This window comes from Cryobacterium sp. TMT1-19, assembly GCF_004403055.1.
Lineage (GTDB): Bacteria > Actinomycetota > Actinomycetes > Actinomycetales > Microbacteriaceae > Cryobacterium > Cryobacterium sandaracinum.
The window spans coordinates 21451-47165 of sequence record NZ_SOHB01000069.1; the positions used below are offsets into that span (position 1 = coordinate 21451).

The following is a 25715-nucleotide window of genomic DNA, read 5'->3' on the forward strand; positions in this document are numbered from 1 at the left end:
CTTTGACCCGTGGTCCCTCTGTGCCCAAAATCGCGTCGGCACCCACCGCCGTCCAGACGGCACCGAAGCCAACAAGGGGAACCCCATCGTGAACAAGAAACTGCTCGCCGCTCTCGCGGTCGTACCGCTCGTCGCCCTGCTCGCCGGTTGCTCCGGTGCGGCCGCCGACGAGACCGTGAAGATCGGCGTCGTCGGCGCCAGCGACCCATACTGGGCCGTCTACGAGGAAGCCGCGGCGGATGCCGGCATCACCGTCGACATCGTCGACTTCACCGAGTTCGGGCAGCCGAACCCGGCCCTGTCTGCCGGCGAGCTCGACCTGAACCAGTTCCAGCACATCGTCTACCTCGCCGAGTACAACGTGGCCAGCGAAGAAGACCTCGCGCCGGTCGGCGCCACCGCGATCTACCCGCTCGCCCTGTACTCGACCCGGTATGACGACGTCAGCAAAATCAAGAAAGGCGACACCGTCGCGGTGCCGAACGACGCCAGCAACCTGGCTCGCGCGTTGCTCGTACTGCAGTCGGCGAAGCTGATTACGCTCTCCGACGGTGGCAGCATCTACTCGACCCTCGACGATATCGATAAGAAAAAGTCCAAGGTCACCGTGACCGCGCTCGAGGCCTCGCTCACCGCCACGTCGCTTCCCGACGTCGCCGCCGCGATCATCAACAACGACTTCGTCGAGAAGGCCGGTTTGAAGGTTGAGGATGCCCTCGCCCAGGACGACCCCGCCGACCCCAACGCGCTCCCGTACGTGAACGTTTTCGCGGCCCGCGCAAAGGACAAGGACAACGCCACCTACCAGAAGCTGGTCGAGATCTACCAGACCACGAAGGCCGTTCAGGATGGCGTGATCGACGTGTCCGCCGGTTCCGCGGTGATGGTCCAGACCCCGGTCGCCGACCTCGAGGCCTCCCTCGCCACGGTCGAGAAGGACACCGCAGCCCAGAAGTAGCGCCGCCCGACCTCAGCCCAGCACAGCCGCACAGTCCGGCGCCACGCCAGTCAGTAAGGACGTCCCATGCCTGCCCCCACCCCCGTTGTCGAACTGCGTGACGTGAGCAAGGTGTACCTGCCCACGACCCGGGGCGGGGCCGAGGTCGTCGCCATCGACAAGGTCAGCCTCACGATCGACGCCGGGGACGTCTACGGCATCATCGGTTATTCGGGGGCAGGCAAGAGCACCCTGGTGCGGCTTGTGAACGCCCTCGAACGGTCGACGTCGGGCGAGATCCTGATCAACGGCACCGACATCGCCCGCCTGCCCGAGCGGGAGCTGCGCCCGGTGCGGCTGGGTATCGGGATGATCTTCCAGCAGTTCAACCTTCTGGGGTCACGCTCCGTCGCGGCGAACGTCGCCTACCCGCTCGAGGTGGCCGGCCAATCGAAGGAGACGCGGCGGGCCCGGGTTGCCGAGATGCTCGACTTCGTCGGGCTCGGCGACAAGGCGGGCGCCTATCCCGACCAGCTCTCCGGCGGTCAGAAGCAGCGCGTGGGCATCGCGCGGGCCTTAGCCAGCCAGCCGGGCATCCTGCTCGCCGACGAGGCCACCAGCGCCCTCGACCCGGAGACCACCTCCGAGGTTCTGGACCTGCTCGGGCGGGTGAATAAGGAATTCGGGGTCACCATTATCGTGATCACGCACGAGATGGATGTCATCCAGACCTTGGCGACGAAGGTCGCCGTGATGGACCAGGGCCGGGTGATCGAGCGCGGCGACGTGTTCGACGTGTTCTCGAACCCGCAGCAGGCGGCCTCCGCCCGGTTCGTCTCGACCGTGGTCAAGGGTCTCCCGTCGCCGCCGGAACTCGCCGTGCTGCGGCGGCGTCACCCGGGCCGCCTCGTCACGCTGGCGTTCCGCGACAGCAGCGTCGATCAGGCCCGCGTGTTCAGCGAGTTCGTCTCCGCCGGCGTCACCTTCGAGGTCGTCTACGGCGGCATCAACGAGATCCAGGGCCGGTCGTTCGGACACCTGACGCTGGCACTGGCCACGCCGGGGGCGACGGATGCCGCGGCCGACGCCGCCATCGACGCCGCGCTCGACCGGGTGCGAACCCTCACGACCGTGACCGAGGTGCGCTGAGATGGACAGCCTGATCGACCTGTTGCCCGAACTCTGGATCGCCGCGGGGGAGACCCTCTACATCGTCGGCCTCACGCTCTTCTTCGGCGGGATCGGCGGCCTGCTCGTGGGCCTCGGCCTGTATCTGACCCGCGCCGGCAGCATCCTCGAGAACCGCGGGGTCTTCGTGGTGCTGAACCTGCTGGTGAACATCGTGCGGCCGATCCCGTTCATCATCTTCCTGGCCGCCGCCCAGCCGCTGGCCCGGGCCGTGGTGGGAACCGGCATCGGCAACGCGGCGATCATCTTCACGATCTCGCTCGCGGCATCCTTCGCCATGGGGCGCATCGTGGAGCAGAACCTCCTCACGGTGACGCCCGGTGTGATCGAGGCGGCCCGCAGTGTGGGGGCCGGGCCGATCCGGATCATCTTCACGGTGCTGCTGCCCGAGGCGCTCGGCCCGCTCATCCTCGGCTACACCTTCATCTTCGTGGCGCTCGTGGACATGTCGGCGGTAGCCGGCTACGTCGGCGGCGGCGGCCTCGGAAACTTCGCGCTGCTCTACGGCTACCGCCAGTTCAATCCCGTGGTGACCTGGGCGGCCGTGCTGCTGATCATCGTGCTCGTGCAGCTGGTGCAGTTCCTCGGAAACTGGCTGGCCCGGAAGGCATTCCGCCGGTAAGACGACCCCCAAGTGCGGGACATCTTTCGCGCGTTCTTACCGCGCCGGCCATCCCTCGTTCACCTCCGGTTCAGGTGATGCTCCCGAACCGGACATTCGTGGGCTGGAAAGTACACGCGGGGTCGGCCTATTCGAGCCGCTCACACGTCACAGTGGCCCCTTCGCTGCATCATCCTTGCCCAGGGAGTCATCTTGTCGCCGAGCCCGAGCATCGTCTTCTCGGCGTTTGAATCCGCCGCCGACCCCCGATTGCACGGATGGGTGGCTTTCCGTGAGAGCGTGCAGAATGTCGGCACTCCCGTTAGGGCGGTCGCCGTGCGTGACGGGCACCGCGCCGGTCCCTTGCTCACGGGAGCGCCGCGGCACTCCGGTATCTGGCGACTGCTCGCCTCGAACCGGCGCGAGCTCGGCCGTAGCTCCTCCGTCTACGCAACGTTCTCCAGCGCGCGAGCCCACGTCCTCGAACTCAAGGGCCAGTGCGATTCGATGGTCGCCACGGTTGTCACGGGTCCCAAGGCCGGCACACACGGGTGGGTGATCAGCGTCGGTGATGTAGTCGTGATGACTGCAGGGCGCTGGTATGGCGCGGCGTCGACCAGCCGCGAGGCCTCGGCTGGAACCATTGAGGCTTTCCACAGCGCGCTCGTCGGTGCGGACGCCCGTCATGCCACGGAGGCCGGGCAGCGCGGCAACCGGGTACTCTCCGACGAGGAACGGGCCCTGTCCTGGTGACCGTGCGCAAGCACCGCGGAACCCCCATGATCGCCACGGTCGCCGGCCTCTCCGTGCTCGGCTGGCTGGTCTTCGGCTGGCTGGTACCCGGTTTCCAGGCACCCGAGGGCGTGCGGGCGAGTCTCGCACCGGCCGCGTCGGCGGTCATCACCACCGTGCCGCCAGAGGTTGCCCGATCGCTGCCCGCGGCCGAACCAGCGCCCGCCACGCTTGCCCTGCCGACGGTTACGCCTCCGATTGATGGCAATGCGGCGCTCGCCGACCCTGCCTGGGCCGTCCGCGTCGCCCAAGCGGCTGGCATCCCAGTGCGCGCCCTGCTCGGCTATGCAGGGGCGTCCCTGGCCCTGGCGGCCGAACAACCGGGCTGCCACCTCGGTTGGAGTACCCTGGCCGCCCTCGGCAACGTCGAATCCGGTCACGGCAGCCACGACGGTTCGGCACTCGGCGCGGATGGCGCCGCCCGCCCGGGCATCTTCGGCCCCGCACTCGATGGCAGCGCTTTCGCCGCGATGAGCGACACCGATCGCGGAGTCTGGGACGGCAGCACCGAATGGGACCGCGCGGTCGGGCCCCTGCAATTCATTCCGGCGACCTGGCAGCGATGGGGCGCCGACGGCAACGGGGACGGCGTCGACGACCCGCAACAAATCGACGATGCCGCCCTCGCCGCCGGCCGCTACCTCTGCCACTACGGCGAGCTGTCCCGGCCCGATCGCTGGCGCGCCGCCGTGTTCGCGTACAACCACGTCGATTCCTATGTGAACACCGTTGCCGCGACCGCGAATACCTACGCCGCGCTGGCGGGCGCGCGGTGACGCCGTATATAAACGTAGCGAGCTGTACCGCTCGGTGGCGCACGCCACTTCGCGCTCACCGCGCGGCCGCCGTTCTCCCGTGACTCGGCTGCCGCCGTGATGCGCGCCCACGTGCGGGCGCCCTCTGCGGGGCCCCCGGTCCTGCACCGGGTGCAATCCCGCGCGCTCAACTCTCCACTACGCGTCCACCTCTAGCTGGACAAATCGACGCTCAGTGTTAACCAAGCGCCCCAAACATGTGTCTCGGACGTGCTACCGCCACGTTCGTTCCGCTCCCCACACCCGAATGTGCAAGGACACCCATGTCGTTTTCGACCCTCTTCGACGCGCCTGCGATCGAGCCGCCAACGGTCGACCCGGCGAACCCGGACTCGTCCCCGCGCCGCTTACTGACAGCACGTCCCTCGGTCTCGGACTCGGTGTTCCGTTCGGTGGCCTTCTTCGCCGGCTGCATCACCGTGGCGATCATGCTCGCCGTGGGCGTGTTCCTTTCGTTGCGTGCCTCGGAGGCCCTCGGCGTCGCCGGGTTCAGCTTTCTGGTCGAGCAGGACTGGTCGCCGGAGTCGCAGAAATTCGGCATCGCATCCGTCTTGTTCGGCACCATCACGATCGCGGTGATCGCGATGTGCGTCGCCGTGCCGCTCGCCCTCGGCACGGCCCTACTCATCTCCGAGGTCGCCCAGGGCCGGATGCGCTCCACGCTCGTCACGCTCGTCGACCTGATGGCCGCCGTGCCGAGCGTGGTCTTCGGCCTCTGGGGCGTCTTCTTCCTGCAGGCCAACGTGATCCCGGTCGCCACCTGGATCTCCACCTACTTCGGCTGGATCCCGCTGTTCCGGGTGGCGGACGCCAGTGGGCAAGCGCTCACCGAGGCCAGCGCGTTCACCTCCTCGGCGTTCATCGCCGGCATTGTCGTCGGCCTCATGGTGGTCCCGACCCAGACGTCGGTCATGCGCGAGGCCTTCTCCCAGGCGCCGATCGGCGAGCGCGAGGCCGCCTTCGCGCTCGGGTCGACGCGCTGGGGCATGATCCGTGCGGTCGTGCTGCCCTTCGGTCGTGGCGGCATCATCGGCGGCACCATGCTCGGCCTCGGCCGCGCTCTCGGTGAGACCATCGCCGTCTACATGATCATTTCGCCGATCTTCACGATCAACTGGGAGGTGCTGAAGACCGGCACCAACTCCGTCTCCGCGCTCATCGCCCTCCGCTACGGCGAATCCAGCTCATTCGGCCTCTCCGCGCTGATGGCAGCCGGACTCGTACTGTTCCTGATCACCCTCGTGATCAACTTCACGGCCTCGTCGATCGTGGCACGGTCTCGATCCGGGGCGGAGAGCGACTGATGACGATCACGCACGCACCCAACATCACGCACGCCGCGACCAGCACCCTCACGACGAACGACACCCACACCACGACGATCCCGGCCTACGACGGCACCCCGATCGGACCGCGACGCCGGGTGCGCGGCGCCCGGCTCGACGACCGGTTCAACGTTCTCGGTGCCGCCGCAGCCGGAATCGCCGTCGCGGTGCTCCTCTTCGGCTGGATCACTCCGCTTTCCGGCGGCGTGGGCTGGGCGCTCGTGGCGTATCTGGCGTTCCTTGGCTTCTACGCCCTGCTCGTAAGCTTCACGAGCGACGCGCAGGAGGTCAAGGACCGCGTGATGGCGGTGCTGCTATCAAGCGCCGGTGTGGTGCTCTTCGGCGCCCTGGTCTTCGTCGTGGCGTTCACTCTGATACGCGGGCAGGAAGCCCTGCCTCATCTGAACTTCTTCACCCAGAGCATGGAATTGGCCGGACCCCTCGACGGCCTCGACATGGGCGGTATCGTGCACGCGATCCTGGGCACGCTCATGCAGATTTCGATGGCGCTGGCGATCACGATTCCGCTCGGCATCACGACCGCCCTGTTCCTGAACGAGGTCGGTGGCCGATTCGCGAGGTTCGTGCGCACCATTTCGGATGCGATGACCGCGCTGCCGTCCATCGTGGCCGGCCTGTTCGTCTACTCGGCGATCATCGTGCTGATCACGCACCAGCGGTCAGGCTTCGCCGCGGCCATGGCGATCACCGTCATGATGCTCCCGATCGTCATTCGGGCCTCGGATATCGTGCTTCGCCTGGTCGCCGGCAACCTGCGAGAGGCCGCCTATGCCCTCGGTTCCACCCGCTGGGCCACCATCTGGTATGTCGTGTTGCCGACCGCCCGGCCCGGACTGGCAACGGCCGTGATCCTGGGCACAGCCCGCGGCATCGGCGAGACCAGCCCTGTGTTGCTCACCTCGGGTGTCACCGCGGTGACCAACCTGAACCCCTTCGCCGGCCCGATGATCTCCCTCCCGCTGCAGGTCTTCGACTTCGTCAAGTCTCCTGAGCCCACCATGATCGCCCGAGGTTTCGGCACGGCCGCCGTCCTGATCCTCCTGGTGCTCACCCTCTTCGCCATTGCTCGACTCATCGGCGGTACCGGTCCCGGCCAGTTGTCCCGTCGGCGGCAACTGCGCGTCGACGCCGCATCGGAGCGAGACCTGCAACGGATGAGCGTACGGGGTGACCTCGGTCCGGGGATCACCGGAACCAATTCAATGCTCCGGCCGACGAGTTCACCTACCGACCTCACCACGAAGGAGACGTCCTCGTGACGCCGCAAACCCGACAGATTCGCACAGTCCGAGCCTTATTCGCGCTCGTCGTTGTGCTGCTGAGCGTCTCCACGGCGCCAGCTGCCCAGGCAGCGAGTTACGACCAAATCACCGGCACCGGCTCGACCTGGTCGCAGAACGCCCTGGACCAGTGGCGCAAGAATGTTGCCAATAACTACGCGATGACGGTGAACTACTCCGGAGTCGGCTCGTCGGCCGGGCGCCGTGACTTCGTCGCGGGCAACGTGGACTTCGCCGTCAGCGAGATCCCGTTCCAGACCGCCCCGGAGGACGGTTCGGCACCCGAGGTGCCTGCCCGCGGTTACGCATACATGCCCATCGTGGCTGGTGGCACTTCCTTCATGTACAACCTGAAAATCGGCGGCAAGCGAGTCACAAACCTTCGGCTCAGCGGAGAGGTCATCACCAAGATCTTCACCGGCGCCATCACGAAGTGGAACGACCCTGCCATCGCGACCGACAACCCCGGGCTGGCCATGCCCGACAAGGGCATCGTGCCCGTCGTTCGCTCGGACGGCTCCGGCTCCACGGCGCAATTCACACTCTGGATGTCCAAGCAGCACCCGGCCCTCTGGAATTCCTTCTGCACGAAGGTCGGCCGGTCTGCCCCCTGCGGCCTCACCTCGCAGTTCCCCACCTACGGCAACGCCAAGGCGCAAAGCGGATCCTCAGGCGTCGCCGGCTACGTGAGCCAGGACTACGGCGAGGGTGCGATCACCTACGTGGAGTACTCCTACGCCAAGAACTCCGGTTTCCCCGTCGCCAAGGTGCTCAACGCAGCGGGTTACTACACGGAACCCACGGCCAATTCCGTGGCCGTCGCACTGCTGAAGGCATCCATCAACACCACACCCGGGCCTACCTACCTCACCCAGATCCTGGACGGCGTGTACAACAACGCGGACCCCCGCACCTACCCACTCGCGAGCTACTCCTACATGATCGTGCCGACCGAAGTCGGCGGCGTCTTCACCGCCAAGAAGGGCCTGACCCTCGGTACCTTCGCTCATTACATGCTCTGCGAGGGGCAGCAGCAGGCCGAAGCCCTGGGCTACTCGCCTCTGCCGATGAACCTCGTGCTGGCTGGCTTCGACCAGATCAAGCGAGTGCCAGGCGCCGATGTCAGCGGCGTCGACATCAACAAATGCAACAACCCGACATTCAAACCAGGTGACTCCCCGTCAAACAACCTGCTGGCCACCACGGCTCTCCAGCCGGCCGCCTGCGACAAGATAGGGGCCAACCAGTGCACCACCGGCACGGCCGGGGCGCTGGCCGACACCGCAGTGTCCGGTAGCGGATCGGGTGGTGGCGCGGCCGGCTCAGCCGCCGCGACAACTGCCGGGGAAACGGCTTCGTCAGCAGGGCCCGGGGGAACAGGGGCGGCAGCGCCCGGCGGAAAGGAGGCGGCATCAGGCCCGGTGGCCGCGCCCGTGTACGACGAGAACGGCGCCCTCGTGTCCACGGTCGGCGCCACGGCAACCGGCGTGGTCGGCACGGCCATCGCCGCACCGTTCACGTTGGCGAAGAGCGGGTGGGGCGCCCAGCAATCGATCATGCTCGTCGCCGGCCTTCTCCTGCTGGCCGCCGCCGTGCTGCCGCCGGTGCTCGCCGGTCGGTTCAAACCGCGTGTCGCTAAGGCAGGAACCAAGTGAAGCGCCTCACGTTCGCCCCAAAGAACGCACTCTGGGCCCGCGCCGGCGCCAGCGGAGTCGTCGTCGGTCTGCTGGTCGGCGTGGGTGTTGCCGCGCTCGGCTCCCTGGCCCCCTCTGCGGCATCCGCTGACACGTCGACCGCGGTCACGGTCGCATCGAGGGGCTACGACCCGGACGTCGCCACCGCCCCCTTCCCCGATCTCAAGGTCACCGTGTCCCAGACCGAGGACCTCGTTTCCCAGGGCATCGTCGTCAACTGGAGCGGAGGCACGAAGTCCGAGCGGCCCGATGGCAGCTCGGGAGGCCAGGACTTCCTCCAGATCGCGCAGTGCTGGGGAGACGACCCGGCGAATTCCAGCCGCCCGGATCGCACGACCTGCCAGTACGGCGGCTTCCCCGGCAAGGCCGCGTCCACGCGCGACACCGCGGTCAGCCAGGACCAGGTGGCACCGCAGGACTCGCAGTACACATCGCCGGCCAACGGGTTCACAATTCCGGCATTCACCGCGATTCCCTACCGCGCATCCACGGGGGGTTCGATCTCTTCGGTGTTCGCCGACTCGGCCAACGTGCTCACGCACCATGTCATGGATCCCTTGACGGGCCTCGTGCAGAAGGCCACCGGGCCGCCGTCCGAAACAGGGGTCACATTGCCCGACGGCATCTCCGGCGTTGACCTGGCCACCAACGAGTTTTACACCCAGTACACGACGAATGAGGTGCCCTGGGCCGGGTCGAGCGACAGTGGCGACGGCTCCGTCAAATTCGAGGTGCAGACCGCGATGCAGTCCCCGGGTCTGGGCTGTGGCACGCCCGTGACCGCCGCGGACGGCACTGTCTCCGGAAAATCCTGCTGGCTCGTGGTCATCCCGCGCGGAAAAAGCGACGCGGGGGAGTCCTACATCACCAAGTCCGGCCTGCTGTGGGACTCCTGGAAGCACAGCGTGGCCGTCAAGCTGGACTTCAAGCCCATCGGCCAGCGCTGCGCCATCGGCTCGGCCGAGAAGCAGCTCTCCGGAAGCGAACTCGTCGCCGCGGCGATCGGGTCATGGCAACCCAAACTGTGCACCGGTGCGACGGGTTCCTCGTTCGCGCTCAGCATCGGCAACGAGGAGGACGCGCTTGCCGCGGCGAGCCTCACGACACCCAGCCCGCTGGCTCTCACCTCGCGCCCCCTGCAAACCGACGGAGCCGATCCCGTCGCGTACGCACCGATCGCCCTCAGCGGCGTCGCGGTTTCGTTCTCCATCGACCGTCGGGTGAAACCGGTTGGCGCAGTTCCCCAGGAATACAAAGCCAGGAATACCGAGGCGTTCACGTCACTGAACCTCACCCCGCGCCTGGTCGCCAAACTCCTCACTAATTCGTATCTCGACTCACTGCCTTCCGGGGCGCCGGCCACGTCGGACTCCCTCAAGTTTTTCGGCTACACCGACTCCGCGAACCCTGGCGCGAACGCGCGCAACCTCACGGTCGACCCCGATTTCCTGGCGGTCAACGACGATGAGTGGAAGTACCAGGACCTGACCGGGCCGTCCCTGGGAGACATGCTCCTCCCCGCGGGGAGATCCGACGAGGCCCAGCAACTGTGGCGTTACGTCCTCTCCGACCCAGCCGCCGTCGAATTCCTGAACGGAACGCCCGACACGTGGGGCATGAAAGTCAACCCGTGGTCGTCCACCAATGCCGCTGTCAACCCGTCGGGGACGGCCATGACGCTTCCCCGCACGAATTTTCCGAAGGCTGATCCACTGGAGCGGCCCGCTGCCGGCACCGGAACAACGGCGGTGAACCTGGTCACCTGGCGCCCCTACACCAGCGACTTCGAGAGCGGCGCGTATCTCACCCTGCGCGGCGACGGGCAGGAGCTCGGCGACTGGAACCCCACCAGCGTCCCGCCGAAGTTCGGTAAGAGCGTGCGAAGCCTGGTGGGCAACCAGCGCGTGCTTGGCGTCACCACCGCGGCCGCGGCCGCTCGCTACCAAACGGTGACGGCGTCGTTGCAGAACTCCGCGGGCGCGTTCGTGGCGCCGTCGACGGAGTCCATGCTCGCGGCCTCCGCCGCCATGGTGCCGACCAGCGCCAACCCCGAGGTGCTCGAATACGACCCGGCGAACCCAAGCGCCAAGGCTGCCGCCACAGCGTACCCAATGACGATGCCGGTCTATGCTGCGTTGAATCCGCTGCAAACGGATGCCGCCCAGCGGGCCATCTACGCCAACCTGATCCGGTACGCGGTGGTGGCAGGCCAGGTACCCGGGACGGAGATCGGGCAGCTGCCGCGCGGCTACACCCCGCTCCCGAAGAGCTGGGTGGACCAGGCGCTCGCCGCCGCGACCGCAATCGAACAGGGCGGCAGCCCGGTCGCCACAACGGCCGTGCCCGAGACTGCCCCTGCGGTCGACAGGCCGGCCTATGTGCCGACCCCGTCGACGTACGGTCCGGCAGAGTTCCAGGCTCAGGCCGCGCCGGTGGTGGCCGACGCCGCGGTCGACCCGGCCGCGACGGGCACCGTCGTCGACCCCCTGGTGGCGAGACCGACGCCCGCGGACCCGGTCATGGGACCGGTACGCGCGGCGGTGCCGGCCGGGCTGCTCTCCGGCCTGGTCGCCGCTTGCGGCGTCCCCTTGATTTCGCGCGTTCGGAGACGATCCTGATGCGCGCCCAACGTGACGCTTCGCGCGGGTTCCCCGCTTCGGACCGTAGCGCTGAGACAAGAGGGACCCATCCGGGTCCGTCTCCTGCATCACTCTCGAAAGGCACCCCAGTGAACACCAAGAAGGCTCTTGCACTCTGCGCAACTGTCGGCGTGGCCATCTCCGGCCTTGTCATCGTCAGCCCGGCTAACGCCGAGCCCGTCTCGAACAGCTACTCCATCGTCGGCTCCGACACCCTCGAGGACGTCGTCAGCGCCCTGGCCAACGGTTCGGGCCTTTCGGGAGCGTCGGTTCGTTCGACAGCCAACGGAAACAGCATCGGCTCGTTCGACGCGACCGGCACCCCGTTCATCACGACGAAGTCCTCCGGTGTGCGTTTCGGTCGCCCGAATGGCTCAAGCGACGGGCGCACGGCCCTTTTCCGTTCCATTGACGGCGCCCCGTACACCTCCGGAACCGTCGGCGCGCCCGCGGGCGTCGTCATCACGGGGCAGATCGACATCGCCCGTTCGTCCGGATCAGGCACGGTCGACCCGGCAGGTAGCCTGATTCAGGTGCCTTTCGGTCGCGATGCGATCGCCTACGCGTATGACAGCGCTTCGACGGCAGCCGGCATCGGTACCATCGACACCGCGACCATGACGAGTCTTTACACCTGCAGCGTCACCACCCTCGGCGGAGTGAAGGTCACACCGGTCATCCCGCAGGCCGGTTCCGGAACGCGCAAGGACTTCATGTCCAAGATCGGCGTCACGGATTCGACCCTGGGCTCCTGCGTCACCGTGGGTCAGGAGCACGACGCCTCTGACCTGGGCATCAACACTGTCGCGCCTATGTCGGTGTCCCGCTGGGTCGCCATGAACACCGGTGCGAGCTTCCCCAAGAAGAAGGACACCACGGTCCTGGGTTCCCTGGTCGCAGGCACCACCCCCGTGACAGGCACCGGCACCTCGATGGCCCCGGTGGCCGCCTACTACGCCGACTCTCGTTGGGGACGCGACACGTACCTCGTTGTGCAGTACGCACGAGTTGACCCGACGAATGCCGCGTATGACTCGACTCTGGCCGACCTGCTCGATCCGACAAAGAGCGCCAGCCTGACGAACTCGCAGACGACTTTTGCCGCCAAAGCCGGTTCGTTGAAGAAAAAATTCGGCATTCTCGCACCCTCGACCACCACCGCCGTTCGAATCTCCAAGTGACCTCCGCCCAAGAACAGGACTGTAAATAAATGAAGATCAACAAGAAGTCGCGTCTCGTCGCCGCCGGCGTCGTTTCGCTCGCTCTGGTCGCCGGAGCCACGGCCGCGGCGACTGCCGCGACAGCCGCGACGCAGACGAATGGTTCTGCCGCTCCCGTCTACATGTACGACACGGATGCCGTCCAGGTGTCGGACGGCCGCGTCTGGGGCTGGAAGGAGGACCTCTTCGGCTCCTCCACTCAGGGCGACATCAACGGCGAGTTCACCTGCCCGGCGAACTCAACGAATATCTTCGCCTTCCTGGCCACCCCCGGAACCGAAAACACCGTCCTCACCTGGAAGGCGTACGCGCCCCTCGCGTTCAACGGAGCGACACGCAACGTGCTCAACCCGACCCTCGCGCCGATCTCGCTCATCAATAACTCCCAGACTGCGGCCAGGAACGCCGGCGGCAACTACAGCCTGGGCCTCGCGTGCACGATGAACTCTGGCGTCACAGTGACCGCCGCCTTCTACCGTACGATCAGCGTCGTTCCGGTCACCGGCGCCTTCACGTTCCTGCCGCAGGCCGATGTGCCGGTGACGCCGACGCCGACTCCGACGCCGACGCCGACGCCGACTGTGACGCCGACGCCGACTGTGACGCCGACGCCGACTGTGACGCCGACGCCGACCGCGACGCCGACTCCGGTTCCTGCTGTGACGCCGGGCCTCAACTCCGGCTCGTCGGGCAACCCGGCGTCTGGCTCGTCAGAGCGCGTTGCCGTAGCGACGAAAGCCGACAAGGAGCTCGCGTCGACCGGAACAGCCAACACCCTTCCGCTGCTGGCTTCGGGCATGCTCGCCCTCGCGGCCGGGGCCGGCGTGATTATCGCGCGTCGCTTCCGCCGCGCTGACAAGTAGACAGCACACCGTACGTCCGAAGGCCACGGGACAAGTTGTCCCGTGGCCTTCGGGCGTTCGTCGGCGTCTATGCGTCTGTTGAGTCGATGCATTGGCGCTCGCGCGCGAGATCGCGTTTCCCCGTCGTTTGCTGTGTGTCCAGCATGCCGAAACCTCGAATGGACTAACTTAATCGTGCTCACAACCACTGCCGCGCCCCGCCTGACGGCCGTGACCCTCATCGCAATGTCCTTGATTTGCGGGCTTGCCGGGCTCACCGCGACTCCCGCGAGCGCCGAGGCTGCCACGAATGGGCCCAGCGGTATGAGCGGGGACCCGACGAACATCCACGATTTCTTCTATGTCAGCGGGCTCACCGTGCTACCCGCTCCGCAGATCGGGCCGGAGGGTGGGGACCTGACCCTGGAGTTCACGATGAAGAACGTCAGCACCGCCCCGATCACCTCGAGCCTTCGGTTCTGGCTCGACAATGCGATCAACCTGCCCGTCCAGACGCTCGACACGGTCGAGGTTGCCAACCTCGCACCGGGGGAGACACGCACCTTGAGGGCAACCTTCGAAGATGTCGGCCAGTGGACCTTCTTCCGAGGCCACGTGACGATGACTCCGCCCGTGGACATCGCCGGCACGGCCCTCTGGTCGCTGACCCGCGACTCGTTCACGCTCATCCTGCCGTGGTTCCTCACGGCGATGTTCGTGCTCCTGGCAGCGCTCGTCCTGGCGGTGCGCCAGTTGCTTCGGCTCCGCCGGTTACAACGCCCACTGCCCGACCTCGCACCCGGCTACGGGCCGGTCACATCGTGACGATCGCCACAACGCTCCGGCGACCGAAGCTGCCAACGGCGCCGCGGCGCATGCCCGTGCCCCCGCGCGCACCCGCGGTGCTGAGCGCGCGCGATCAGGCCATCCGCACCACGCTCACGATCGTTGCCGTGCTCATCTTCGGCTTTCTCGCCAACCTCACGATTTTCGGCCAAGTGCAGCACTTCGTTTCGCAGCAGCAGCTGACGAACTCGCTGCGAGCAGAGCTCGCTCAGGGCACGGCCCCGGTCAGCGAGGGCACCGTGGACCAGGTTCTGCTCGAGGCCGGAGCCCCAGTGGCGCTGATCGACATTCCCTCGATCGGGGTGCACGAGGTGGTCGTCGAAGGAACCGACTCCGGTACCCTGCGTGCCGGACCGGGCCACCGCCGCGATACCGTGTTGCCGGGCCAGGCCGGCTACAGCGTCATCATGGGCCGCGCCGCTGCCTACGGCGGCCCTTTCGCCCGACTGCAGGAGTTACGACCGGGGCAGCAGTTCACCGTCATCACCGGGCAGGGCCGTCAGGAATTCTCCGTTCTCGGTGTGCGGTACGCGGGCGACCCCATGCCCGCTCCCCTCGGCGCGGGGAAGAGCCGCCTCGTCCTCGAGACGGCTCGCGGCCCCGCGTTTGTGCCGAGCGGGATCGCCCGGGTGGATGCTGAGCTCGTTTCGGAAACGAAACCGGCGGGCGTCCGAGCGACCACATTCGTGACCCTGCCTGCCGTCGACCGGGAGCTCGCCACTGACACCAGAACGGTGTGGGCGCTTGTGTTCGCCTTGCAGTTCCTGCTGCTGGTCGAAGTTGCCGCCGTATGGGCCTATCGACGCGTCGGCCTCCGCAAAACCTGGACGGTTTTCCTCCCCGTCGTCACCGTGGGCGGCCTGTTCGTGGCCGACCAGGTGGTGCGCCTGCTTCCGAACCTTCTGTAGAAACGATGGAGTCCATGAACGACGAAATGATCAACGCTGACGCGACGCAGGTGCTGCCGCTACCGAAGGCGCCACGGCAGCGAGACAGCAGGCTGCGCCCGCCGGCTCGATCCGCCGCGCCGACCCTGACGAGTCGCCTGTCCGTGCCGTGGCGCAAACGCCCGGCCGGCCAGGACCTGTCCCCGGAAGCCCCGGGCCACGCGGCTGTGGGGGACCTTGCCCCACTGGCCACCCTCGAAGGCCGCAACGTTTCCGCCTGGTTCGGCGAGCGTCAGGTTCTCGACCGGGTCAACCTCGTGATGCCCGCGGGCGTCATCACCTCGCTGATCGGGCCGTCGGGCTGCGGCAAGTCGACGTTCCTGCGCATCCTGAACCGGATGCACGAGCTCGTTCCCTCCGCGAGCCTGGCCGGAGAGGTGCTCCTCGACGGCGTAGACATCTATGACCCGGAACGCAAGCTCGTCGACGCCCGCAAACACATCGGGATGGTCTTCCAGAAGCCCAACCCCTTCCCGGCGATGTCGATCTACGACAACGTCATCGCAGGCCTCACCCTCACCGGCCAGCGTGCCTCGAACGACGAGAAGGACTACCTCGTGGAGAGCTGCCTGACCAAGGCCGGCCTGTGGAAGGAAGTGCGGGACCGTCTTCGGGCGCCGGGCGGCGGGCTGTCCGGCGGCCAGCAGCAACGCCTGTGTATCGCCCGATCCCTGGCGGTGACTCCGCGCATCCTGCTCATGGACGAACCGTGCTCGGCCCTCGACCCCACGTCGACGCGGGTGATCGAGGAGACCATGCTCGAACTCGCCCGGGAGGTGACCATCGTGATCGTGACCCACAACATGCAGCAGGCGCAGCGCGTCTCGCAGAACTGCGCCTTCTTCCTCGCCGCTCAGGGCACGCCCGGCGGGATCGTGGAACACGGACCCACCGACGCCATGTTCGGCAACCCGATCGACCCGCGCACCGCGGACTACGTCAACGGCCGGTTCGGGTAACGATCGGCGGCCTGGGATCTGAGAACCGGCCGGAAATTGGGGGTCCGCTTTTCCCCTCCGGGCCGCCTGGCCGAATTACACTGAAGCATGACTTCCGCTGGCTATGCCGAGATCGAACGCACTTTCGACGTCAACCCGGCGACGACGCTGCCGCCCCTGCACGACCTGCCGGGCGTCACCCACGTGGAGCCGCCCGTCGAGCACCACCTCGATGCCCTCTACTACGACAGCATCGACATGGTCCTCGCCAGCCGGCGGCTGACCCTGCGCCGCCGCACCGGGGGAGACGACGCCGGCTGGCACCTCAAGCTCCCGGTCGCCGTTGACGAGCGTCGCGAGATTCGGGAGCCGCTGGGCGAGCACCCGGAGCACATCCCGGAGGCCATCCTCAACCTCGTGCGCGCGGTGCTCCGCGGCCGCACACTGGTGCCCGTGGTGCGGCTGCGCACCCGACGCACGGTGCACGAACTCGTCGGCGAGGACGACCAGGTGCTCGCCGAGGTGTGCGACGACGAGGTGCAGGCCGACCGGCTCGCGCCGGAGCCGCTCAGCCAGACCTGGCGGGAATGGGAGGTCGAGCTCGTGCACGGCTCCCGCGACCTGCTCGACGCCGCCCAGGCGCGGCTCGCGTCGGTCGGCGTGGAGCCATCCGGGACCCCGTCCAAACTTGCCCGCGCCCTCGGCGACGCTCTGCCGCCCTTCGTCACGGTCCTAGTACCTCGGCCGACCCGCAAGAGCTCCGCCGGCACCGTGCTGCTGAAGTACGTGCACGAACAGGTGCGGGCGATCGGCACCCAGGATGCCCGGGTCCGAGAGAACGACGCGGACGGCGTGCACCGGATGCGCGTGGCCACCCGCCGCCTGCGCTCGGCCCTGTCCACTTACCGGGACTGTCTGGACACCGCGGTCACCGGGCCCCTCCGCAACGAGCTGCGCTGGCTGGCCGCCTCGCTCGGCGCCCCCCGGGACGCGGAGGTGATCCGGCAGCGCCTCGCCCACCGGCTCGGGCAGGGACCGGCCGGACTCGTCGTGGGTCCGCTGACGGAGCGCATCGACGAACACTTCGCCGCGGTCATCCGGGGCGCCTGCAGCCAGACCCTCGCCGCCCTCGACTCCGAGCGGTACTTCCGGCTGCTCGACACACTCGACGCCGTGCTGGCCACCCCGCCGCTGCTCCCTCCGGCGGACAAGCCCGCGAGCATCGTCATCCCCGAACTGATCCGCGCGGACTGGAAGCGGCTGCGCGCATCCGTTTTCCTGGCGCAAGGCACCCCGTCGGGCGCTGTGCGCGACGAGGCGCTGCACGAGGCGCGCAAACGGGCCAAGCAGCTGCGCTACGCGGCCGAGACGGCCACGCCGCTGCGGCGCAGCCGAGCGGTGCGGCTCGTGGCCGCGGCCCGGCAGGTGCAGGACACCCTCGGCGACCATCAGGACAGCGTCGTCGCCCGGGAGGAGCTGCTCCGGCTCGGCATGGCCGCGTACCTGCAGGGTGAGAACGCCTTCAGCTACGGTCGGCTGCACGCCGTGGAACAGAACGGGGCCGCCGCCGTGGAGGCGCGTTTCTTCCGCACCTGGCGGGACTTTCCCAAGGCCTCGATCGCGAAATAACTCAGTCGAAGCCGAGGCTGAGCTTGCGCAGCAGGGTCGCGAGACCGGCCTGCTCGCTCGGCGACAGCATGGCGAGCAATTCGGCCTCGGCGTCGACCAGCCGGGTGATGGCGGCATCCACCCGGGTGAGCCCGGCCGGGTTCATCCCCACGAAAATGCCGCGTCCGTCATTGGGGTCCGTGCGCCGGGTGACCAGCCCGCGCTCGACGAGCCGGTCGATCCGGTTGGTCATCGTGCCGCTGGAGACCAGCGTCTGCTGCAGCAGGGCCTTCGGGCTCAGCTCGTAGGGTGCCCCCGCGCGGCGCAGCGCCGAGAGCACGTCGAACTCCCAGGAGTCCAACTCTGAGCGGGAGAACGCGGTGCGGCGGGCGCGGTCCAGGTGCTTGGACAGACGGGCCACGCGCGACAGCACCTGAAGCGGTGCGAAGTCGAGGTCGGGCCGTTCGCGCAGCCAGGCGTCAACGATCCGGTCGACTTCGTCATGTGCGGGCATCCGTCTATTATCCCGCTCGGGCACGCCAACCGGCGCAGGAGCGCGTCCCAGGAGCGCCGGGGCGCGCTATCGGCGCGATATCTGGCAGACTTGTCACCGTTGGTCGGCCCTCGGTCGACGAATTCCGCCGTGGTGTAATGGCAGCACGACAGCCTTTGGAGCTGTTAGGTCTAGGTTCGAGTCCTGGCGGCGGAGCACTGCATGGCGTCACCATCCGGTCTTCCCCGGGCGGCTCCACCGAAGCTAGAGGAAACCCCGTGACTGATTCCCGACTCGCAATCGTCGTGCTGGCCGCCGGCCAGGGCACCCGCATGAAATCAAGCACTCCGAAACTGCTGCACGAGCTGGCCGGTCTGCCCATTCTCAGCCATGTGCTGGCGACATCCCGCGCCCTCGAAGCGGCACACGTCGTCACCGTGGTGCGCCACGAGCGCGACCAGCTGGCCGCCCTCGTCGGCAAGGACCTGCCCGAGAGCCTGATCGTCGACCAGGACGAGCTGCCCGGCACCGGACGGGCCGTGGAGCAGGCCATCACCGCTCTCCCCGATGACTTCGAGGGCGACGTGCTCGTGGTCAGCGGCGACGTGCCGCTGCTCAACGCGGCCACGCTGGCCAGTTTCGTCGCTGCGCACCGCGACCGGGACGTCTCGGCCACCGTGCTCTCCTCCTTTCCGGAAGACGCCACCGGCTATGGCCGCATCGTGCGCTCCGAAGAGGGCGCCTTCGACCGCATTGTCGAGCAGAAGGATGCGACGGCCGAGGAACGTGCCATCTCCGAGACGAACGCCGGGGTCTACGTCTTCCGCGTAGCCGAGTTGCGCGAGCAGCTGGCCAACGTCACCACCGAGAACGTGCAGGGAGAGAAGTACCTCACCGACGTGGTCGGGCTACTGCGACAGGCCGGGGCCGAAGTGCGGGCCGTGCCGGTCGCCGACGCCTGGCTGGTGGCCGGCATCAACGACCGGTCCCAGCTCAGCGAGACCGCGCGCCAGCTGAACGGCCTCATCGTCTACGGCTGGCAGCTGGCCGGCGTGACCGTGCAGGATCCTGCCACCACCTGGATCGACCTCAAGGCGAAGCTGGCTCCGGATGTCATCATCCGGCCGGGCACGCAGATCCTCGGTTCGACCGTGATCGAGACCGGTGCCGTGGTCGGCCCGGACACCACCCTTCTCGATTGTGAAATCGGCGAGAACGCGGTGGTGAAGCGCACGGATGCGACGCTCGCGGTCATCGGCGCCGGCGCATCCGTCGGTCCGTTCGCCTATCTGCGCCCGGGCACGAATCTCGGCGCTGACGGCAAGATCGGTACCTTTGTCGAGACCAAGAACGCGACCATCGGCGTGGGTAGCAAAGTGCCGCACCTCAGCTACGTCGGCGACGCGACCGTGGGAGTGGGATCGAACATCGGGGCCGGCACGATCTTCGCTAACTACGACGGTGTGACCAAGAACCACAGTGAGATCGGGTCCCACGTGCGCACCGGGTCGCACAACGTGTTCGTCGCGCCGATTAGGATTGGGGACGGGGCGTACACGGGTGCCGGAACAATCGTCCGTAAGGACGTGCCGGCCGGGGCCTTGGGCCTCACCGTGGCCCCACAACGCAATATGGACGGCTGGGTACAGACCAACCGCCCAGGAACCGACGCGGCGGCGGCTGCGGCAAAGAGTGGAGACTAGGTGTCTGGAATCAAGACCAGCGGCGAAAAGCGACTTGTATTGGTTTCGGGGCGAGCACACCCGCAACTGGCACTGGACATCGCCACGGAACTTGGTACCGAACTCGTTCACACCGACGCACGCACCTTCGCGAACGGCGAGATCTACGCGCGATTCGATGAGAGCGTGCGCGGCTCGGACACCTTCGTGATCCAGTCGCACACCGACCCGATCAACGAGTGGCTGATGGAACAGCTGATCATGGTCGACGCGCTCAAGCGGGCCTCCGCAAAGCGCATCACGGTCGTGGCGCCGTTCTACCCTTACGCCCGCCAGGACAAGAAGGGCCGCGGCCGCGAGCCGATCTCGGCCCGGCTGATCGCCGACCTGTTCAAGGTCGCCGGAGCCGACCGGATCATGGCCGTCGACCTGCACGCCGCCCAGATCCAGGGCTTCTTCGACGGCCCCGTCGACCACCTCTTCGCCATGCCCGTGCTGCTCGAGCACTTCAAGGAGAAGCTCGACCCGGCCACCCTGACGGTCGTCTCGCCCGACATGGGCCGCGTGCGCGTCGCCGACATCTGGAGCGACAAGCTCGGCGCCCCGCTGGCCATCATCCATAAGCGTCGCGACCCGAAGGTCTCCAACCGGGTCTCCGTGCACGAGATCGTCGGCCAGGTCGAGGGTCGCGTCTGCCTGATCGTCGACGACATGATCGACACCGGCCGCACAATCGTTCTCGCCGCCGAGGCCCTGCGCGCCGCCGGCGCGATCGGCGTCGTCGTCGCCGCCACCCACGCCGTGTTCAGCCACCCGGCGCTGGAGCTGCTGCAGAATCCCGCGATCTCCGAGGTCGTCGTCACCGACACCCTGCCGATCCCCGAGGAGAAGCGCTTCCCCACACTCACCGTACTGCCGATCGCGCCGCTTCTGGCGCGGGCCATCCACGAGGTCTTCGACGAGGGTTCCGTCACCTCGATGTTCGACGGCGCCGCATAGCCGCGGGCCCTTCGCACAGCGAACCCCGGCCGGTCGTCGACGGATGTCGGTGACCGGCCATCAGCCTGTCGGGGCTCAGTCCTGATCGGGACCGGGTCTACACCGGCATCTCGGTGCTGGGCGCCCGGGGCGCCGAGGGAATGATGCCGAGCGGCACGACATACGTCTCGCGCTCGTTCAGATCGATCGCGTAGCACTGCCAGCCGAAGCCGCCCGGACCGTTCAGCTCGAAGCGGGCGTCGAAGTCGACGGCGCCCGGATAGTACCGAGCCGTGGCCACGCTGCACGCATTGGCGGCCGTGGTCGTCGCCACCTGCACGCTCGTCAGGATGCCGGGCACGATCAGCGCCACGAGCCCGAGCACGACGACGATGCGCATGATCAGGAGGGTGCGCGGACTGCGCAGGGGCCGGCCGGCATCCAGCGGCTCGTAACCGGAGAGTTCGGGGTGGTCGTCGCTCGTCATCAGGCTCCCAGTATCGCAAACAAGGCTGCTTCGTGCTGAACCTCCCCAACTGTTGCCCCAGCGGACGACTGTTGCCGGTGTGCGGGCAACAGTCGTCCGCTGCGGCAACGTTTGTTCCGCCGGGAGCGACGCGGCCACCCCTCCCCAGGCTCCCCGGGCCGCGCGGGCCCCACGGAACACGGGGGGAGCGGCACCGTACCCGCTTCACACCGCGAACCTCGGCAGATGGCTGACGCGCGAATCGACGAGCACACCGGGCTGTACCTCTCGGGCGGGGCCGCCGCCACGGAGTCAGGCGACCGGCAGTTTCGGCGCGAGGCGCAGTTCGGGAGGAGTGCGCTACGGCTACGCCGCGGTGTCTTCACCACGACGGAACACTGGGGGCCGCTCCCACCGCGACAGAGGCACCTCGCCGAGATCCGCGCGGTCGTCGCCACGCGAACGCGCGACCCTCTGATCAGCCATCAATCGGCGGCGGCCGTGTGGGGGATTCCCCTGGCCGAGGCCTGGCCGAGCACGGTGCACGTGCTCGCACCTCCGCAGTCCCGGGCGCGGAGCAAGAATGGCGTGACGGTCCACCGCATCGACGTTCCCGACGGTGACATCGTCGACATCGACGGGATGCTCGTGACCAGTCCCGCGCGCACCCTGCTCGACCTGGCGCGCACCAGGAGTTTCGCCACAGCCGTCGTCGCGATCGATCATGCCCTCAATCAGCGAAGTGCATCCCCGGAGGTCTTCCTGACGGACGAGGTGCTGCGCGAGAAACTCCAGGAGTCGGTGTCGCCCCGGGGGTGGGTGAAGGCGGAACGGGCCATCCGCTTCGGACGGCCCAATGCGGACAACCCGGGTGAATCGCTCAGTCGCGTGGCGATCTTCGAGCTGGGCTTCCCCGATCCCCTGCTGCAGACGTGCCATCGCAACCCTCGCGGCGGCTTCTACTTCACCGACTTCGAGTGGCCGGCCTATCGTCTGATCGGGGAGTTCGACGGGCAGGGCAAATACCTGAAGGCGGAGTATCTCCGGGGACTCACGCCCGGGGACGCGGTCACCCGGGAGAAGGTGCGCGAGGATGACCTCCGCTCGGAGGGCAATCGCATGGCCCGCTGGGGTCCCTCCGATGTGCGCCAGCGCGGGTCGCTCTTGCGCATCCTCACAACCGCAGGGCTCCCGGTCCTCCGATAATCTGCCGGCTGACACACAGGTGTTGCCAGCGCATAAAACTGTTGCCGGAGCGGACAACTGTTGCCGGTGTGCGGGCAACACTCGTCCGCTCCGGCAACAGTTGCGCCACCGGAGGAGCGGCTCTAGAGCGAGGAGCCCTCGGTATTGATCTCGCTGCGGTCCCCCGACCACAGGGTGTGGAAGGTTCCGGGCATGTCGACGCGCTTATAGGTGTGTGCGCCGAAGAAGTCGCGCTGGCCCTGCACGAGTGCGGCGGGGAGCCGTTCACTCGCGAGCGAGTCGAAGTAGCTGAGCGCCGACGCGAAGCCGGGAACCGGGATGCCCGACAGTGCCGCCGTCGAGACCACGCGGCGCCACGCCGACTCGCCGTCGGCGACGGCCTGAGCGAAGTACGGGTCGGCGAGCAGGGAGGCGATCGACGGGTCGTTGGCGTAGGCGTCGACGATGCGGTTCAAGAACTGGGCCCGGATGATGCAGCCGCCGCGCCAGATCGTGGCGATGGCGCCCTTGTCCACGGTCCAGCCGTACTTCTTCGCACCGGCGATGATCGCGTCAAAGCCCTGGGCATAGGCAACGACTTTCGACGCGTAGAGCGCCTGGCGCACGTCGTCTTGGAAGGTGTGGCCGACGACGGCGATTTCCGGGCGCGCGGTGATGGCGGCGCGCACGGGGACGCGCTGCTCCGGGTGGCTGGACACGGCGCGGGCGAAGACGGCCTCGGCGATGCCGCCGACGGGCACGCCCAGGTCGAGCGCGTTCTGCACGGTCCACACGCCGGTGCCCTTCGAGCCGGCCTCGTCGAGCACGACATCGATGAATGGCAGGCCGGTCTTGGCGTCGACCTGGCGCAGCACCTCGGCGGTGATCTCGATCAGGTAGCTCTCGAGGTCACCCTCGTTCCACTCGGTGAACACGTCGGCGATGGCGGCGGGGGAGTGCCCGGTCACCTTGCGGAGCAGGTCGTAGGCCTCCGCGATGAGCTGCATGTCGGCGTATTCGATGCCGTTGTGGATCATCTTGACGAAGTGACCGGCGCCATCCGTGCCGATGTGAGTGACGCAGGGGACGCCGTCGACGACGGCCGCGATCGATTCGAGGATCGGGCCGAGGGTCTTGTAGGCCTCCACCGAGCCGCCGGGCATAATGCTGGGGCCCTTGAGGGCACCCTCTTCGCCGCCGGAGATGCCGGCGCCGACGAAGTTCACGCCCGTGGCGCGCACCTCTTTCTCGCGGCGGATGGTGTCCTGGAAGTCGGCGTTGCCACCGTCCACGATGATGTCGCCGGGCTCGAACAGGGTGGTCAGTCGGCTGAACACGGCATCCGTGCCCGCACCGGCCTGCACCATGATGATCGCGGTACGCGGCTTCTGCAGCGACGCCACGAACTCCTCGATGGTCTCTGAGGCGACGAAGCCGGCCTCGGGGTGCTCGGTCGTGAGCAGGCGGGTGCGCTCCGGGGAGCGGTTGTACACCGCCACGGTGTTGCCCGCACGGCTGGCTAGGTTGCGGGCGAGGTTCGAGCCCATCACCGCCAGTCCCACTACGCCAATGTTTGCCTGTGCTGCGCCGGTTTCGGCCACGTTTGCTCCTTCAGCTATCTGTTCTCAGAACTCCTTCAAGGCTAGTCGCTCGGCCCATGGCCGTGACGTGGAGTGACGCGGGCGGCGCCGGTGACGGATGCCGCTGCGCGCGTTCGCCGCGCGCCGTCGCCTCCGCTAGACTCAGGAGTTGAACTTCGGCGAGGGCTGCCGCCCGCCGGGAAACCGAGGGTGCGGCATCCGTTATCGACGCGGCGGAATGCTTCACGGCCTTTCCTCACGCTGACACGCGTTCGAGTTGAAAATGAACCAGTACCCACCTTTGCGGGCATCGTCCGCAAATCAGATCTGGGCCGTAGCGGTCCGCAAGGAGAAACACCATGGCTGAGGCCACCAACAAGATTGTCGCCGACCTGCGCGTGAAGTTCGGCAAGGGTGCGGCCCGCAAGCTGCGCGTGCTGGGCAAGATCCCCGCCGTCATGTACGGCCACGGCACCACCCCGGTTCACGTCGCGCTCCCCGCGCACCAGATCGGCCTGCTGCTGCGCCGCGCGAACGCCGTCCTCGAGCTGGACATCGACGGCGAGAGCCACCTGACCCTGGTCAAGGACGTCCAGAAGGACCCGTTCCTCCAGATCATCGAGCACCTCGACCTGATCGTCATCCGCAAGGGTGAGAAGGTTCAGGTCGAGGTTTCCGTGCACCTGAACGGCGAGTCGGCCCCCGGCACCATCGCCGACCTGGACACCAAGACCCTCCTGCTCGAGGTCGAGGCCACCAGCATCCCGCAGAACCTCCCGGTCTCCGTCGAGGGCCTCGAAGACGGCGACCAGATCCGCGCGAAGGACGTCGTGCTCCCCACGGGCGCCACGCTCATCTCCGACGAAGACGCCGTCGTCGTGTTCGTGCACCTGCCGGCCGAGGAAGAAGAGGAAGAGGAAGAACAGGCCGAGGCCGCCGAGGGCGACGCCGAGGCCGCTCCCGCCGAGTAGTCATCCCCTTCTGGTTTCGTCGTAAGCGGAGGATTCCCCTGGACGACAATCTTTGGCTCGTAGTCGGGCTCGGTAACCCCGGGCCCGACTACGCCGGTAACCGACACAATGTCGGCCACATGGTGGCTGCCGTGCTCGCCGACCGCCTGTCGGCGGCTTTCAGGAACCACAAAACGAATTCGTCGGTCGCCGAGGGGCGCAGTTTCCCCGGGGGGCCGAAGCTGGTGCTGGCCAAGCCGAACACGTTCATGAACGTGTCCGGCGGGCCGGTGGCCGCGCTGCTTCGCTTCTACTCGCTGGAGCCCGCGCACCTGATCGTCATCCACGACGACCTTGACCTCCCGTTCGACACGATGAAGATCAAGGTCGGCGGCGGCCACGGCGGCCACAACGGCCTGCGCGACATCATCGCCGCAGCGGGTACGAACGAGTTCATCCGCATCCGCGTCGGCATTGGGCGCCCGCCTGGCCGGCAGCCGGCCGCTGACTTCGTGCTGCACGACTTCACGTCCCCGGAACGTTCGGCTCTGCCCAACCTGTTGACGGATGCCGCCGACGCGATCGAACTCATCGCAGCCGAGGGCGTCGCCGCCGCGCAGCAGAAGTTCCACGCCCCCTGATTCCCCCTGATCGCCCGGGTTGGCTGTCAGCTGGGTTGCGTAGAATG

General features: G+C 67.6%; 23 protein-coding genes and 1 tRNA gene. 21 read left to right on the forward strand and 3 right to left on the reverse strand.

What is annotated here, in order from left to right; translation table 11 throughout:
- The first annotated feature begins 88 nt into the window (after positions 1 to 88).
- The 15 genes from E3T40_RS15680 to E3T40_RS15750 all read left to right on the forward strand — a co-directional run bounded on the left by E3T40_RS15680 (position 89) and on the right by E3T40_RS15750 (position 17714).
- Positions 89 to 958: a MetQ/NlpA family ABC transporter substrate-binding protein gene (locus tag E3T40_RS15680; RefSeq protein ID WP_134544719.1), complete on the forward strand. Its 870-nt coding sequence runs from the start codon at positions 89 to 91 to the stop codon at positions 956 to 958.
- Between the two features lie 66 nt (positions 959 to 1024).
- The gene (locus tag E3T40_RS15685; protein ID WP_104169390.1) at positions 1025 to 2086 is read left to right on the forward strand and encodes a methionine ABC transporter ATP-binding protein; all 1062 of its coding nucleotides are present in this window, start codon (positions 1025 to 1027) and stop codon (positions 2084 to 2086) included.
- 1 nt (position 2087) lies between these two features.
- Positions 2088 to 2747 carry a methionine ABC transporter permease gene (locus E3T40_RS15690; protein WP_104169391.1) on the forward strand — a complete coding sequence of 220 codons (660 nt, stop codon included), beginning with the start codon at positions 2088 to 2090 and terminating at the stop codon, positions 2745 to 2747.
- 192 nt (positions 2748 to 2939) lie between these two features.
- Complete coding sequence (locus E3T40_RS15695; RefSeq protein ID WP_134544722.1) at positions 2940 to 3479, forward strand: hypothetical protein; 540 nt, start codon at positions 2940 to 2942, stop codon at positions 3477 to 3479.
- A gap of 2 nt (positions 3480 to 3481) precedes the next feature.
- A complete protein-coding gene (locus tag E3T40_RS15700; protein WP_233199120.1) occupies positions 3482 to 4294 on the forward strand; it encodes a lytic transglycosylase domain-containing protein in 813 nt (270 codons plus the stop codon).
- A gap of 302 nt (positions 4295 to 4596) precedes the next feature.
- Positions 4597 to 5637: a phosphate ABC transporter permease subunit PstC gene (pstC, locus tag E3T40_RS15705; protein WP_104169394.1), complete on the forward strand. Its 1041-nt coding sequence runs from the start codon at positions 4597 to 4599 to the stop codon at positions 5635 to 5637.
- The gene (gene pstA, locus E3T40_RS15710) at positions 5637 to 6938 is read left to right on the forward strand and encodes a phosphate ABC transporter permease PstA (protein ID WP_104169395.1); all 1302 of its coding nucleotides are present in this window, start codon (positions 5637 to 5639) and stop codon (positions 6936 to 6938) included. The genes pstC and pstA overlap by 1 nt, the downstream gene beginning before the upstream one ends.
- On the forward strand, positions 6935 to 8614 hold the full coding sequence (pstS, locus tag E3T40_RS15715; RefSeq protein WP_166786667.1) for a phosphate ABC transporter substrate-binding protein PstS: 1680 nt from the start codon (positions 6935 to 6937) through the stop codon (positions 8612 to 8614). Before pstA ends, pstS begins: the two co-directional genes overlap by 4 nt.
- The gene (locus E3T40_RS15720) at positions 8611 to 11271 is read left to right on the forward strand and encodes a hypothetical protein (protein ID WP_104169396.1); all 2661 of its coding nucleotides are present in this window, start codon (positions 8611 to 8613) and stop codon (positions 11269 to 11271) included. The genes pstS and E3T40_RS15720 overlap by 4 nt, the downstream gene beginning before the upstream one ends.
- 110 nt (positions 11272 to 11381) lie before the next feature.
- Positions 11382 to 12473: a hypothetical protein gene (locus tag E3T40_RS15725; RefSeq protein WP_134544725.1), complete on the forward strand. Its 1092-nt coding sequence runs from the start codon at positions 11382 to 11384 to the stop codon at positions 12471 to 12473.
- Positions 12474 to 12502: 29 nt separating this feature from the next.
- Entirely contained in the window at positions 12503 to 13375 is an 873-nt protein-coding gene (locus E3T40_RS15730) for an LPXTG cell wall anchor domain-containing protein (protein ID WP_134544728.1), read from the forward strand.
- Positions 13376 to 13549: 174 nt separating this feature from the next.
- A complete protein-coding gene (locus tag E3T40_RS15735) occupies positions 13550 to 14179 on the forward strand; it encodes a hypothetical protein (protein ID WP_134544731.1) in 630 nt (209 codons plus the stop codon).
- 50 nt (positions 14180 to 14229) lie between these two features.
- Positions 14230 to 15108, forward strand: a complete 879-nt coding sequence (locus E3T40_RS15740) for a sortase (protein ID WP_134544734.1) — start codon at positions 14230 to 14232, stop codon at positions 15106 to 15108.
- Between the two features lie 224 nt (positions 15109 to 15332).
- Entirely contained in the window at positions 15333 to 16106 is a 774-nt protein-coding gene (locus E3T40_RS15745) for a phosphate ABC transporter ATP-binding protein (RefSeq protein WP_198412015.1), read from the forward strand.
- An 87-nt stretch (positions 16107 to 16193) separates the two neighbouring features.
- On the forward strand, positions 16194 to 17714 hold the full coding sequence (locus tag E3T40_RS15750; protein WP_134544737.1) for a CYTH and CHAD domain-containing protein: 1521 nt from the start codon (positions 16194 to 16196) through the stop codon (positions 17712 to 17714).
- Position 17715: 1 nt separating this feature from the next.
- Here E3T40_RS15750 and E3T40_RS15755 read toward each other — a convergent pair whose 3' ends face one another.
- Positions 17716 to 18207, reverse strand: coding sequence for a MarR family winged helix-turn-helix transcriptional regulator (locus tag E3T40_RS15755; protein WP_104100822.1), 492 nt, complete (start codon positions 18205 to 18207; stop codon positions 17716 to 17718).
- A 123-nt stretch (positions 18208 to 18330) separates the two neighbouring features.
- Between E3T40_RS15755 and E3T40_RS15760 the strand changes: the two genes are divergently transcribed.
- The 3 genes from E3T40_RS15760 (at position 18331) to E3T40_RS15770 (ending at position 20867) form a co-directional block, all read left to right on the forward strand.
- Positions 18331 to 18402, forward strand: a tRNA-Gln gene (locus E3T40_RS15760).
- A gap of 62 nt (positions 18403 to 18464) precedes the next feature.
- Complete coding sequence (glmU, locus tag E3T40_RS15765; protein WP_134544740.1) at positions 18465 to 19889, forward strand: bifunctional UDP-N-acetylglucosamine diphosphorylase/glucosamine-1-phosphate N-acetyltransferase GlmU; 1425 nt, start codon at positions 18465 to 18467, stop codon at positions 19887 to 19889.
- On the forward strand, positions 19890 to 20867 hold the full coding sequence (locus tag E3T40_RS15770) for a ribose-phosphate diphosphokinase (RefSeq protein ID WP_104170817.1): 978 nt from the start codon (positions 19890 to 19892) through the stop codon (positions 20865 to 20867).
- A gap of 97 nt (positions 20868 to 20964) precedes the next feature.
- On the opposite strand, the gene E3T40_RS15775 is transcribed toward E3T40_RS15770, so the two are convergent.
- The gene (locus E3T40_RS15775; protein ID WP_104195394.1) at positions 20965 to 21333 is read right to left on the reverse strand and encodes a hypothetical protein; all 369 of its coding nucleotides are present in this window, start codon (positions 21331 to 21333) and stop codon (positions 20965 to 20967) included.
- Positions 21334 to 21558: 225 nt separating this feature from the next.
- Between E3T40_RS15775 and E3T40_RS15780 the strand changes: the two genes are divergently transcribed.
- Entirely contained in the window at positions 21559 to 22518 is a 960-nt protein-coding gene (locus E3T40_RS15780) for a hypothetical protein (RefSeq protein WP_134544742.1), read from the forward strand.
- Positions 22519 to 22640: 122 nt separating this feature from the next.
- Here the strand turns inward: E3T40_RS15780 and gndA are convergent, their stop codons facing one another.
- A complete protein-coding gene (gndA, locus tag E3T40_RS15785) occupies positions 22641 to 24044 on the reverse strand; it encodes an NADP-dependent phosphogluconate dehydrogenase (protein ID WP_241981811.1) in 1404 nt (467 codons plus the stop codon).
- 392 nt (positions 24045 to 24436) lie between these two features.
- Between gndA and E3T40_RS15790 the strand changes: the two genes are divergently transcribed.
- Together E3T40_RS15790 and pth are read left to right on the forward strand one after the other, a co-directional pair.
- The gene (locus E3T40_RS15790; RefSeq protein ID WP_134544748.1) at positions 24437 to 25048 is read left to right on the forward strand and encodes a 50S ribosomal protein L25/general stress protein Ctc; all 612 of its coding nucleotides are present in this window, start codon (positions 24437 to 24439) and stop codon (positions 25046 to 25048) included.
- Positions 25049 to 25086: 38 nt separating this feature from the next.
- A complete protein-coding gene (gene pth / locus E3T40_RS15795) occupies positions 25087 to 25668 on the forward strand; it encodes an aminoacyl-tRNA hydrolase (protein WP_104100829.1) in 582 nt (193 codons plus the stop codon).
- The last annotated feature ends 47 nt before the right edge of the window (positions 25669 to 25715 follow it).

What these genes read in the sequence shown, in the direction of transcription:
- E3T40_RS15685 (WP_104169390.1), top strand. Translation starts at nt 1,025, where the DNA reads ATGCCTGCCCCCACCCCCGTTGTCGAACTGCGTGACGTGAGCAAGGTG.
- E3T40_RS15690 (WP_104169391.1), top strand. Translation starts at nt 2,088, where the DNA reads ATGGACAGCCTGATCGACCTGTTGCCCGAACTCTGGATCGCCGCGGGG.
- pstC (WP_104169394.1), top strand. Translation starts at nt 4,597, where the DNA reads ATGTCGTTTTCGACCCTCTTCGACGCGCCTGCGATCGAGCCGCCAACG.
- pstA (WP_104169395.1), top strand. Translation starts at nt 5,637, where the DNA reads ATGACGATCACGCACGCACCCAACATCACGCACGCCGCGACCAGCACC.
- E3T40_RS15730 (WP_134544728.1), top strand. Translation starts at nt 12,503, where the DNA reads ATGAAGATCAACAAGAAGTCGCGTCTCGTCGCCGCCGGCGTCGTTTCG.
- E3T40_RS15740 (WP_134544734.1), top strand. Translation starts at nt 14,230, where the DNA reads ATGCCCGTGCCCCCGCGCGCACCCGCGGTGCTGAGCGCGCGCGATCAG.
- E3T40_RS15750 (WP_134544737.1), top strand. Translation starts at nt 16,194, where the DNA reads ATGACTTCCGCTGGCTATGCCGAGATCGAACGCACTTTCGACGTCAAC.
- E3T40_RS15755 (WP_104100822.1), bottom strand. Translation starts at nt 18,207, where the DNA reads ATGCCCGCACATGACGAAGTCGACCGGATCGTTGACGCCTGGCTGCGC.
- E3T40_RS15775 (WP_104195394.1), bottom strand. Translation starts at nt 21,333, where the DNA reads ATGACGAGCGACGACCACCCCGAACTCTCCGGTTACGAGCCGCTGGAT.
- E3T40_RS15780 (WP_134544742.1), top strand. Translation starts at nt 21,559, where the DNA reads ATGGCTGACGCGCGAATCGACGAGCACACCGGGCTGTACCTCTCGGGC.
- gndA (WP_241981811.1), bottom strand. Translation starts at nt 24,044, where the DNA reads ATGGGCTCGAACCTCGCCCGCAACCTAGCCAGCCGTGCGGGCAACACC.
- E3T40_RS15790 (WP_134544748.1), top strand. Translation starts at nt 24,437, where the DNA reads ATGGCTGAGGCCACCAACAAGATTGTCGCCGACCTGCGCGTGAAGTTC.